We start from the raw sequence: 11,963 nt of genomic DNA, 5'->3' as shown, positions 1-11,963 counted from the left end.
GTTGAAGAGGAAAAAATGAGAAGAAGAAGAGCACAAGTTAGAGAAGTTCTAGCTGATCCTATTTATGGTAGTAAAGTAATTACAAAATTTATTAATTCATTAATGTATGATGGTAAAAAATCTGTTGCTACTGAAATTTTATATGGTGCGATTGATTTAATATCGTCTAAAAATAGCGAAGTTAAAGGTATAGATGTATTTAATGATGCTATTGAAAATGTAAAACCTGTTTTAGAAATTAAAGCACGCCGTGTTGGTGGTGCAACTTATCAAGTTCCTGTTGAAGTTCGCCCTGTTCGCCAACAAGCACTAGCAATTCGCTGGATTATTCTAAACGCTAGAAAAAGAAGCGAAAGAACAATGATTGAAAAATTAGCAGGTGAGTTAATGGATGCAGCAAATAGCAAAGGTGCAGCATTCAAGAAAAAAGAAGATACTTACAAAATGGCAGAAGCGAACAAAGCATTTGCACATTATAGATGGTAAAAAGGAGTTAAAATGGCAAGACAAACTCCTTTATCTCGTGTTAGAAATATTGGTATTGCTGCGCACATTGACGCAGGTAAAACTACAACATCAGAAAGAATTTTATTCTTTACTGGTATGAGTCATAAAATTGGTGAAACTCACGAAGGTACAGCTACAATGGACTGGATGGAGCAAGAAAAAGAGCGTGGTATTACAATTACTTCAGCTGCTACAACTTGCTTTTGGAAAGACCACCAAATCAACCTAATTGACACCCCAGGCCACGTTGACTTTACTATTGAAGTTGAGCGTTCAATGAGGGTTTTAGATGGTGCTGTATCAGTATTTTGCTCTGTTGGTGGAGTTCAACCACAAAGTGAAACCGTATGGAGACAAGCAAATAAATATCATGTTCCAAGAATAGTATTCGTAAATAAAATGGATAGAGTTGGAGCAAATTTTTATAATGTTGAAGCACAAATTAAAAATCGTTTAAAAGCTAATCCAGTTCCAATTCAAATTCCAATTGGTGCTGAAGACACATTCCGTGGTGTAGTTGATTTAGTAAAAATGGTTGCTTATGTTTGGGATGATGATAAAAAACCAACAGATTATACAGAAATTGAAATTCCAGCTGACTTAAAAGAAAAAGCTGAAGAATATAGAACAAAATTAGTAGAAGCAGTTGCTGAAACTAGTGAAGAACTAATGGATAAATACCTAGGTGGAGAAGAATTAACAAACGATGAAATCTACAAAGGTATCAAAAAAGGTTGCCTTGACTTATCAATTATTCCTATGTGCTGCGGAACTGCATTCAAAAACAAAGGTGTTCAACCACTACTAGATGCTGTTGTAAAATATTTACCAGCTCCTGATGAAGTTGCAGATATTCGTGGTCAATATGAAGACGGCACAGAAACAAGTGTTAAATCAACTGATGATGGCGAATTTGCAGGATTAGCATTCAAAATTATGACTGACCCATTCGTTGGACAACTTACTTTCGTTCGTGTTTATCGTGGAAAACTTGAAAGTGGTAGTTATGCTTACAATGCAACAAAAGATAAAAAAGAAAGAATTGGTCGTTTATTAAAAATGCACTCAAACAAGCGTGAGGAAATTAAAGAACTTTATGCTGGAGAAATTGGTGCTATCGTAGGTCTAAAAGATACACTAACAGGTGATACTTTAGCAAGTGAAAAAGATAAAGTAATTTTAGAAAAAATGGATTTCCCTGATCCTGTTATTAGTGTTGCAGTTGAGCCAAAAACTAAAGCTGACCAAGAAAAAATGGGTATCGCACTTAATAAACTTGCACAAGAAGACCCAAGCTTTAGAGTTTCAACTGATGAAGAAAGCGGACAAACTATTATTTCAGGTATGGGTGAATTACACCTTGAAATCATCGTAGATAGAATGCTTAGAGAATTTAAAGTTGATGCTGAAGTAGGTAAGCCACAAGTTGCTTATCGTGAAACAATCCGCCAAAGTGTTGAGCAAGAATACAAATATGCAAAACAATCTGGTGGTCGTGGTCAATATGGACATGTATTCTTACGCCTTGAGCCACTTGAGCCAGGTAAAGGATACGAATTCGTTAATGATATTAAAGGTGGGGTTGTTCCAAAAGAATATATTCCTGCAGTTGATAAAGGTATTCAAGAAGCATTACAAAATGGTGTTTTAGCTGGATATCCTGTAGAAGACGTAAAAGTTACACTATTTGATGGAAGTTATCACGAAGTTGACTCAAGCGAAATGGCATTTAAATTAGCTGCTTCAATGGGCTTTAAAGAAGGTGCTAGAAAAGCTGGTGCTGTAATACTTGAACCTATTATGAAAGTTGAAGTTGAAACACCTGAAGATTATATGGGTGATGTAATTGGAGATTTAAATAAACGCCGTGGTCAAGTAAATAGTATGGATGAGCGTGGTGGAAATAAAATCATCGCAGCATTCTGCCCACTTGCTGAAATGTTTGGATATTCAACTGACTTAAGAAGCCAAACACAAGGTCGTGCTACATATTCAATGGAATTTGACCACTATAGTGAAGTTCCAAGAAATGTTTCTGAAGAAATCATCAAAAAAAGAAATATGTAATATCTAAACTAGGGATTTTAATCCCTAGTTCTTCAAAAAATAATAATCAAATCTTTTAGTCCTCATAGCTCAGCTGGATAGAGCGTAGAATTCCTAATTCTAAGGCCACAGGTTCAAATCCTGTTGGGGACACCACTTAATATTTATTTGAAAATATATTTAAGCTTCTAAAGTATTTTTTATAATTATTATATATTTTTATCTTTACTTATAAAAACATATAATAAGACTTAAAATATTTAAAAAATTACTAAGAAACAATCATAAATAAATAGCGAGTGATAAAGCATAAAACCTAAAAGGCACAAATAAAGCGTTTCTACTATATTTATGTGAGATATAACCAATCTAATAATTTAACTAAATGTATAAGTGATTTTGCATTCTCTTTATTAATTACTATTAAAAAATACTCTTAATATTTTAAAATATTAATTCTTATATATTAAATCGTATTTTTAAGCACTAATTTTAAGCTTAATATATTGATTTGTATACTAAAATTGCAAATGCCAATGCAGTATAATTTATGTATTTTAATTCTAAAATGTTTAAATATATTATTTCCAATTAACTAAACTTGCAATTAACAACAATCTTAAATATCCACGAATAAGACTATGATTATTAAATGTAACCAAGATAGAGAAAATAATATTGTAATTATTAGCATATAAATTAAAGCTTTATACCATAAGTTTAAATAAATATAAGAGCAGTTGTAACACTTGAAATAAAAAAGCTTTTATTACCAATAAAAATATATATTATAAATTAAATACTACAAACCTTATCATTATTTTATAAATACTATCTCTATACTTTTCTAATTTATAACATATACTTAAAATAATTATCTATATATTATTTATAAATAATTTAAAATAATACTTTTAAAATTTTATAAAATAATATATAAAAAATATATATTTTTTTAAATTAATAGTATGAAAAACTATATTAATTTATTTAAATAAAATTAATAATTTAGGTAATTAATTAATAAATATTATTAAAAGATAATATATTTTATTTAATTATTAATATTAGTTAGTATAATTCAGTTTTAATTTATTTTTAAGGAGATTTTATGACTTTTACAAAACCTAGCGATAGGCGTTTGGCTTTATCTTTTTGGATTGGAATTCTAGCTGGAATATTCGGTGCTATTGTGAAATGGGGCTGGGAAGTGCCATTTCCACCAAGAAATCCTAATTTTGTTTGGCCTCTTGATGCATTAGAAAGAACCACTCCACCTAAAATATTTTTAGAACAAATTGGTATGCCTACCGATTTTACTTATATGTTTTCAGGTATGGATATGCCTTTATCAATTTTCATTGTTCATGTTGGATTTTCAATCGTATTTGGTGTTATGTATTGTATGATTGCAGAAATTTGGCCTCGTATTAAAATGTGGCAAGGTGCTGTATTTGGATTCTTCGTATATTTATTCGCGCATGTAATTGTAATGCCTTTAATAGCACAAGTTCCACCTTTATCACAAATTCCATTTGATGAACATTTATCAGAAATATTTGGACATATTGTATGGCTATGGGGAATGGAAATAGTAAGAAGAGATATAAGAAATAGAATTACAAAATCACCTGATATTGAATAAGCTTTACACACCTTTTATAGGTGTGTAAATTAATTTTTATTTGCACTAGCTTGTATAGCTTTTATAAAAGCACTTCTAACAGCTTCATCTTCTAAAACATTAACACCTTTTATACTAACTCCAGCTGGAGAGCATACGCCTTCTTTAATTAATGCTGGATGATTATTAGCAATTAAACTCTCAAAACTAGCAAATAATGATTTTACCAACTCATAAGATTTATCGTTTTTAAGCCCTATACTAACTCCACCATTAGCTAAAGCTTCAGCAACTAATGCTAAAAACGCAGGGGCACAACCATTAATAGCCATAGCTAAATTAAGCTCATTTTCATTCTCACATTCTATTGCTACCCCAAAACCTTTAATAATATTTAAAGCTAAATCAAAATATTTATGAGTTTTATCTCCTACATAAGTAGTGCAAGATTTATTGTATTCAGCAGCAATATTTGGCATAATTTTTAAATAATATTCAGATGCAATTACTTTTAAACTATCAATACTAATTCCTGCTAAAGGACTAATGATAATTTTTGCAGTTTTACCTAAAAATTTTTTACTAACTTCATCTAAATTATATGGCTTAAAGCATAAAATACAAATCTTATTAGTAATATCAAATTCTTCATAAGAAATACAATTTTTAACACCTACATTTAATTTATTTCTTACTACAAAAACCACATTAAAATTTGAATTTTCTAATCCTTTAGCAATAGCTTTCGCCATTTTGCCATTGCCAAGGATATAAATATTTTCATTCATTGCTTTAGTTCATTCATATTTTGTTGTAAGAAATTTTTAATCTTTTCTGTTGGATGATAGAATGGATATTGAGTTGGGTCTAAAATAATTTGTGCCATAGTGTTATTATCGTGGTTTAAAATCACCGGAGCTAACATATTTATAGTAGATTCTTCAACACTTTTATTTAAAATCAAAATATTATAAATTTCAATATTTGAACTAGCTGTAACTTCAAGTAAAGCTTTGTAAGAAAGTGGCATATCAAATTCGTATTCTTTACAAATAGCATAAGGATTTAGCATAGTAAATGTAAAACCTCTACCATCAACACTCTTTAATCTCGCGAAACAATCATACATTTTTTCTAACTCTACTTTTGTAGTATCTTCAAAACCTAATATAGGAAACTTAACTTCAAATATCATTATTTCTCCTTTAAAAAAATATCCTAAGTATATAATAAATATTTAACATTAGAACTTATAATCGCCTTTTTAAAGGAAAATAAATGAAAAAACTTAATATTTTTTTACTAATTTTAACGATATTTTTTAGCGCTTGTGCTAGCAATAAAAAAGATATGTTTGATGATTATAATTTAAGCGATAGTGCTTGGTTAGAAAAAATCATTGAAAGTGTAAAAAAGAATGATTTAGAAAAAGCAGATAGTGATTATATATCTTTGTATAGCGAGCATATAAATAGCCCACTTTTAGCAAGTGCTATGCTAATTTTATCACAAGCACACGCAAATGAGCACGAGTATTTGTTAGCAAATTATTACATAGATGAATATATAAAGTTATATGGTAATAGCCAAAATTACGAATGGCTAAATTATCTTAAAATTAGAAATAATTTTTATGCTTTTTCATTGCCTAATAGAAATCAATATTTGCTTTTAGACTCAATTAAAGATGCTGATATTTTCTTATCTACTTATAAAAATTCAAAATATACGCCTTTAGTAAATAGCATTAAGACTAAATTAAATCTTACTCAAATTATGCTAGATACTGATATTAGGAATTTATATAGAAGAATGGGACATGATATAAGCGAAGAAATCTATGATAAAAAGATTAAAGATAGTGATTTAAACGATATTAAATATATAAAGCCAAGACTTCCTTGGTATAGAAGATTATTTGAAAGCAGCTACGCACTTTGATTTAGGAATTTAATTCCTAAATTTTATTTAATTAAAATTCCTTAACACAAAATCATCATTAAGTCTATTAAAATCAATCGTTTTAATGCTTTGCTTTAGATTAGCAATATTTGGCACTTCTAGGAATTTTTGCAAATAATATTTATTTTTATAACCCTTTTTTCTTAAATACTCATTCATCTTAAGCACTTCATCAACGCTAAGTAAGTCAAAATGCCAAGTAGTTCTTATTTCAAATTCTGCTTTAAAATCTAGCAAAATATCTAAAGTCTTATCAAACTCATCAAAATAATCAAGCCCCGTAAGAGCTTTTAGTTTCTCTTTAGGGGCTTTAAAGTCAATAGCAAAATAATTTGCTAAATCATTTTCTAAAATATTTTTAATTACATTAGGATTTGAACCATTACTATCAATTTTGATTAAATAGCCTAAGCTTTTTGCTAATTTTATATAATCTAATAAATTAGAAGAATTAGTGCATTCTCCACCACTAAAAACAACCCCATCAACCAAACCTACTCTACTTTCTAAAAAGCTTTTTAATTGATTCTTACTTACATTAGAAAAACCATTGATAATATGCTCGTTATAGCAATATTTACACCTTAAATTACAACCTGCAATCCACACTATGCAAGAGATATAATTAGGATAATCAATCACACTAAAAGGGGTAATATCATAAATCATTTGATAACAAACATTTTCCTTTCTTTATGTTCGCCTTTTTTGCCTAGATTAAAGCTTTCTACGGGTCTGTGATAACCCATTACTCTAGTATAAACCATACATTTTGTTCTTTTTTCATTATTTTTCATTCTTTCTCCTTTAATAATTCATCACATTTAGGGCAATACTCATGCTCTCCTGCAATATATCCATGTATTGGACATACGCTAAAAACAGGCGTTATCGTAAAATATGGCAAACGATAATTATTCGCTATTTTTTTAACCAATCTTTTACAAATTTCTTTGTTTTCTAATCTTTCTTTCATATAAAGATGAAGAACGGTTCCACCCGTATAAGCACACTGCAAATCATCTTGCATATTGAGTGCAAAAAATGGATCATCAGTGTAATTTACAGGTAGTTGTGTGCTATTTGTATAATAAATCTCATCACCATTTCCTGCTTGGATAATATCTTTAAATCTTTTTTTATCTTCTTTAGCAAAACGATAAGTCGTCCCTTCTGCTGGAGTGGCTTCAAGATTATATAAATTACCTGTTTCTTCTTGAAATTGCTTAATTTTTTCTCTAATATAATTTACTAATTTAATGCAAAAATCTTTTCCTATTTCTGAACTTATATCATAAGCATCATTGCTAAAATTCCTAAGCATTTCATTAGCCCCATTTATCCCTATAGTTGAAAAATGATTATTAAAACTTGGCAAATACCTTTTAGTATAAGGATAAAGCCCCCTATCATACATTTTTTGAATGAAAGCCCTTTTTAATTCAAGACTATCACGGGCTAAAACTAATAACTCATCTAAGCGTTTATAAAGACCCTTTTCATCTGCTTTATATAAATATCCCAAACGAGCTAGATTAATAGTAACTACACCAATACTTCCTGTCATTTCAGCACTTCCAAAAAGCCCACCGCCACGCTTTAACAATTCTCTTAAATCAAGCTGAAGCCTACAACACATAGAGCGAACCGCATTTGGTTTATAAGCATTTTCATCTTCTACTTTATTGCCAAACTCATCTAATTTATATTGTGAACCTAAGAAATTTTGAAAATATGATGAGCCCATTTTTGCTGTATTTTCAAAAATCGCATCGGCTACTTCGCTATTCCAATCAAATTCTTCAGTAAGATTTATAGTAGGTATTGGAAAGGTAAAGGGCTGATGGTTTTTATCGCCTTCGCTTAAAACTTCATAAAATATCCTAACAATTCTTTGCATTTCTTCTTCAAAATCACCATAAGTTAGCTCTTCTAGTGAGTTTTTGCCACGCATTTTTGCCTTTTGCTCTAATTCATCATCTTTTATGCCCTTAAAAAAATGAATATCATTAGTGGTTGGAAATTGATTTTTTAAATCTTGTGGACAAACTATGTCTAAAGTAATATTAGTAAATGGACTTTGTCCCCAACGAGCAGGAACATTTAGGTTATAAACAAAACTTATTAAAGCCTTTTTAATCTCTAAATCACTCAATTTATCTTTAAAAACATAAGGAGCAAGATAAGTATCAAAGCTTGAAAATGCTTGTGCCCCAGCCCATTCGCTTTGTAAAATACCCAAAAAATTAGCCATTTGCCCTAAAGCTTCTTTAAAATGCCTAGGAGCTTTGCTTTCAACCCTACTTCTTACCCCATTAAATCCTTCATTTAATAATACTCTTAAACTCCAACCCGCACAATATCCACTAAGACAATCTAAATCGTGTATATGAAAATCAGCATTCCTATGTGCTAAGCCCATTTCATCACTATAGACATTATCTAGCCAATAATTTGCAATAACTTTTCCTGCAGTATTATTTATAAGTCCTGCGTGAGAATAGCCTGTGTTTGAATTAGCATTAATTCTCCAATCGCTTTTGTTTATATATTCGCTTATTGTATTTGAGCAGTTAATATAAGTGCCATATTCTAGGTCTTTTTCACGACGAAGTTTTCTAGTGTGTCTATAAAGCATAAAGCTTTTCAATACTTCAAATTCTTTTTCATTAAATAGTGTTTTTTCAATTTTATCTTGTATTTCTTCAACGCTTACTAAGTCTTTATTCTCACACTCTTTAATAACTAAAGATATTAAAGAATTTGAAGCTTCTTTATTGCAACTTGCATAAGCTTTTTTGATAGCATTTTCTATCTTATAAGGTTTAAAAACTTCTTTTAATCCATTTCTTTTAAGTATCATTTTGATTGTCCTTTTTATAATGAATATTTTCATTTTATTTTTAAAAGTTAAAGAAAAGTTGCTACTAAGTTAAGCCAAAATCAAACTGAAACTTTAAAGTAATTAATAATAATTTTAAAATATTTAAAACATTTATAGTATCGGACTTTGTTTGATTTTGATAAAGAGAATTTAAAATAAGAATTTTTTAAAAATTTTAATTATTTGACTATTTTAATAATAATTATTATAAATAGTCAAATATGTTACATATTGTAATGATTTTAATTAATTTTTTACTTTATCTGGGTAATTTTGACACATTGCAATAATACCACCTGATAAATTAAGAGCGATTTTTTCTTTTTGATTTAAAAACTCACATAAAAACGCACTTCTTGCTCCGCTTCTACACATAATTACTAATGTTTTAGAATTATTTTTAATAAGCTCATCAAAGTCTTTTTTGATAATTTCTTCATCAGCTGTATTAAAATCTATAGGATAAAGTAAAGTATCTTCTAAACTAAATTCATCTATTTCTTCTTGAGTTCTAATATCTACTATTAAATGTTTGTCAAAATCTATATCTTTTGCATTGATATTTATATTCATATTTTATCCTTTGTGTAAATTCGTAACATTTTTTATCTAATTTATCATTAAAAATTATCAAAAAAATATTTTTTTGGTTATTATGAGTGAATATTATCTAAAAAAGGAAAAAAAATGAGCAGGTATTTTAAAAGCCTTATTTTTTGGGTTATTGTAGGATTAATCCTAGGAATTGTTGTTGGAGCCATGCCTCCTATTAAAATAGAAGCACTTGGAATAGAAAATCTAGCTATTTGGTCTAAAGTGTTTATTGATATGTTTATTAAAGCATTAAAGCTTTTAATTGGACCTATCATTTTTGTAATGATTATTCTAGGAATAGTTGGACTAGGAGATATTAAAAAAATCGGCGGAATTGGTGTTAAGGCTGTAATTTACTTTGAAGTAGTAAGCACACTTGCTCTAATCGTAGGTATATTTATGGCAAGAATTATGCAACCTGGAGTTGGTATGAATCTTGATATCAATGCTTTAGATGCATCAAGTGTTGATAAATATGTAAAAGCTTCTCAAGGTAGTGAAAGTAGTTTTTGGGGAGTTTTAAAAGGAGCAATTCCACAAGATTTAGTAAGCCCATTTACAGATGGAAAAACATTGCAAGTTTTATTTATAGCATTATTTACAGCATTTATTGTAATAACTTTAAAAGAACAAGATAGAGAATATATCAAAAAAGCCTTAGAAGTGTTCCAATCATTTGTATTTAAAATTCTTACTTTAATTATGTATTTTAGCCCACTTGCTACATTTGGTGCTATGGCTTATCTAATATCAAAATTTGGCTTAAGCTCACTTGTAAATATGGGATATTTATTATTTGTTATGCTTGCTGCTTGTTGTGTATTTATATTTGGAGTTTTAGGAATAATTTGTTATGTAGCTAAAGTAAATATATTTAAATTCATTAGATTTATAGCTAAAGAATTATTAATCGTATTTACAACAAGCTCAAGTGAAAGTGCATTATTACCACTTATGAAAAAATTAGAAAAAGCAGGAATTGATAAAAGCTGTGTTGGTTTAGTTTTACCTACTGGATATAGCTTTAACTTAGATTGCACAAATATTTATCTAGCTATGAGTGTAATATTTTTAGCACAAGCATTTAATATAGATATTAGCTTATGGCAAGAAATTACAATTTTACTTATATTAATGGTTACTAGTAAAGGTGCTGTTGGAGTAACAGGAAGCGGCTTTATCGTTTTAGCAGGAACTCTTAGCTCATTAGGAGATAATTTAATCCCTGTTGCAACAATCACCGTTTTATTAGGAGTTGATAAGTTTATGAGTGAGATGAGAGCGTGTGGAAACTTATGCGGTAACTCTGTTGCTTGCTTAATAGTTGCTATATGGAATAAACAAATAGATATGGAAAAATTCCGCTACGCACTAGACCACCCTAATGATTTTAAAATACAAGATTAGGAATACTTTTTGCTTTTGATATCCTGCAATATGAAAGGATATCAAATGCAAGTGTTAGAACAAGCTTTTTCTTTATTTGCTGTGCTAGTTTGCATAGCAACAATTTTTATTAAAAAAAATAATGAAAACCAAGAAAAATAAGGTTTTACCTGAATTAAGGAATTTAAAAAGGATTTAAATTCCTTAAAAATTAGAATAAATTATATATCTTCTTCGCCATTTCATTCTCAAGTATAGGTAATACTTCTTCAAGCTTAATATTTCTTTGTTTTGCTTTTGCATTAATTATTGTTGAGTTTTCAATGAAATCACTTTCGTAATTTTGAGATTTTGAATTGTTTTGTAATTTTAAAGATGAATTTGAATTTTTTATATCATAATTATTGTTTTGATTAATTACCTTATTTGCACTTCTTTGCTTAATATTAACATCAGCTTTTAATTCTATTGTATATTCTTCGCCGGTAATATTATTTATAATAGAACTTGCAAAACTTTTATTATTAGCAAAAGCAGCAAATGCTGGATTAATTGATTTTAAAGCATCTTGCTTTAATTCTTCTTCACTTTTTTTAGAGCATTCAACAATATTAGTGCTTACAATAAAAGTAGCATTAGTAGGTTCATTTAATATTGTATAGCCTTTATTTTTTAATCCTTCAATCAGTTTTAATTCAATATTTACATTACAATCACTAGTATTTTTTGCAAATACAAATATACTTTTTTTGCTTTTAGCAACTGGTTCAATAAAAATACTATTATTTAATTTAGTATCAAGCTCCAAAGAATTACTAGCACAAGCACCAAACATAAAACCAATACCAACAATACTTAAAATTGTCTTTTTCATAAAGGTTCTTCTAAAATAAATTAAACTTTTATTATATGGGGGGGGGGGATTCTTAATATAAGCTTAAAATTTCTTTTAATAAATAG

12 protein-coding genes and 1 tRNA gene are annotated in these 11,963 nt (G+C 28.7%); 6 read left to right on the top strand and 7 right to left on the bottom strand.

The features are described from left to right. Positions 1–15: 15 nt before the first annotated feature. From rpsG to KJQ97_RS01565, 4 genes are all read left to right on the top strand, one after another. Positions 16–486, top strand: coding sequence for a 30S ribosomal protein S7 (rpsG, locus tag KJQ97_RS01580; RefSeq protein WP_214119742.1), 471 nt, complete (start codon positions 16–18; stop codon positions 484–486). Positions 487–498: 12 nt separating this feature from the next. Continuing rightward, positions 499–2,574 carry an elongation factor G gene (gene fusA, locus KJQ97_RS01575; RefSeq protein ID WP_214117489.1) on the top strand — a complete coding sequence of 692 codons (2,076 nt, stop codon included), beginning with the start codon at positions 499–501 and terminating at the stop codon, positions 2,572–2,574. 58 nt (positions 2,575–2,632) lie between these two features. Then, positions 2,633–2,709 (top strand) — tRNA-Arg (locus KJQ97_RS01570). 955 nt (positions 2,710–3,664) lie between these two features. Then, positions 3,665–4,198, top strand: coding sequence for a YagU family protein (locus tag KJQ97_RS01565; RefSeq protein WP_214117490.1), 534 nt, complete (start codon positions 3,665–3,667; stop codon positions 4,196–4,198). Between the two features lie 29 nt (positions 4,199–4,227). Here the strand turns inward: KJQ97_RS01565 and KJQ97_RS01560 are convergent, their stop codons facing one another. Next, positions 4,228–4,965: a pyrroline-5-carboxylate reductase gene (locus KJQ97_RS01560; RefSeq protein ID WP_214119741.1), complete on the bottom strand. Its 738-nt coding sequence runs from the start codon at positions 4,963–4,965 to the stop codon at positions 4,228–4,230. Beyond that, positions 4,962–5,372 (bottom strand): flagellar assembly protein FliW, encoded by a 411-nt coding sequence (fliW, locus tag KJQ97_RS01555; protein ID WP_214117492.1) that lies wholly within the window; start codon positions 5,370–5,372, stop codon positions 4,962–4,964. The genes KJQ97_RS01560 and fliW overlap by 4 nt, the downstream gene beginning before the upstream one ends. Before the next feature lie 83 nt (positions 5,373–5,455). On the opposite strand from fliW, the gene bamD reads away from it, so the two are divergent. Next, positions 5,456–6,118, top strand: coding sequence for an outer membrane protein assembly factor BamD (bamD, locus tag KJQ97_RS01550; RefSeq protein ID WP_214117493.1), 663 nt, complete (start codon positions 5,456–5,458; stop codon positions 6,116–6,118). A gap of 27 nt (positions 6,119–6,145) precedes the next feature. On the opposite strand, the gene KJQ97_RS01545 is transcribed toward bamD, so the two are convergent. The 4 genes from KJQ97_RS01545 to KJQ97_RS01530 all read right to left on the bottom strand — a co-directional run bounded on the left by KJQ97_RS01545 (position 6,146) and on the right by KJQ97_RS01530 (position 9,596). Continuing rightward, positions 6,146–6,808, bottom strand: a complete 663-nt coding sequence (locus tag KJQ97_RS01545; protein ID WP_214119740.1) for an anaerobic ribonucleoside-triphosphate reductase activating protein — start codon at positions 6,806–6,808, stop codon at positions 6,146–6,148. Continuing rightward, positions 6,805–6,936 carry an anaerobic ribonucleoside-triphosphate reductase gene (nrdD, locus tag KJQ97_RS09895; protein ID WP_214117495.1) on the bottom strand — a complete coding sequence of 44 codons (132 nt, stop codon included), beginning with the start codon at positions 6,934–6,936 and terminating at the stop codon, positions 6,805–6,807. Before nrdD ends, KJQ97_RS01545 begins: the two co-directional genes overlap by 4 nt. Then, positions 6,933–9,002: a ribonucleoside triphosphate reductase gene (locus tag KJQ97_RS01535; protein WP_284454203.1), complete on the bottom strand. Its 2,070-nt coding sequence runs from the start codon at positions 9,000–9,002 to the stop codon at positions 6,933–6,935. The genes nrdD and KJQ97_RS01535 overlap by 4 nt, the downstream gene beginning before the upstream one ends. Positions 9,003–9,269: 267 nt before the next feature. Beyond that, entirely contained in the window at positions 9,270–9,596 is a 327-nt protein-coding gene (locus KJQ97_RS01530) for a rhodanese-like domain-containing protein (protein WP_214119739.1), read from the bottom strand. Between the two features lie 114 nt (positions 9,597–9,710). Here KJQ97_RS01530 and KJQ97_RS01525 point away from each other — a divergent pair, with 114 nt between their 5' ends. Continuing rightward, a complete protein-coding gene (locus KJQ97_RS01525) occupies positions 9,711–11,024 on the top strand; it encodes a cation:dicarboxylate symporter family transporter (protein WP_214119738.1) in 1,314 nt (437 codons plus the stop codon). Positions 11,025–11,214: 190 nt separating this feature from the next. Here the strand turns inward: KJQ97_RS01525 and traT are convergent, their stop codons facing one another. Further along, positions 11,215–11,877: a complement resistance protein TraT gene (gene traT / locus KJQ97_RS01520; RefSeq protein ID WP_214119737.1), complete on the bottom strand. Its 663-nt coding sequence runs from the start codon at positions 11,875–11,877 to the stop codon at positions 11,215–11,217. Positions 11,878–11,963: the final 86 nt, after the last annotated feature.

The sequence above is a fragment of the Campylobacter sp. 2018MI01 genome, from assembly GCF_018501205.1.
Classification (GTDB): Bacteria; Campylobacterota; Campylobacteria; order Campylobacterales; family Campylobacteraceae; genus Campylobacter_E.
Note: the sequence above shows the minus strand (reverse complement) of the source record. Positions and strands in the feature narration are given on the sequence as shown.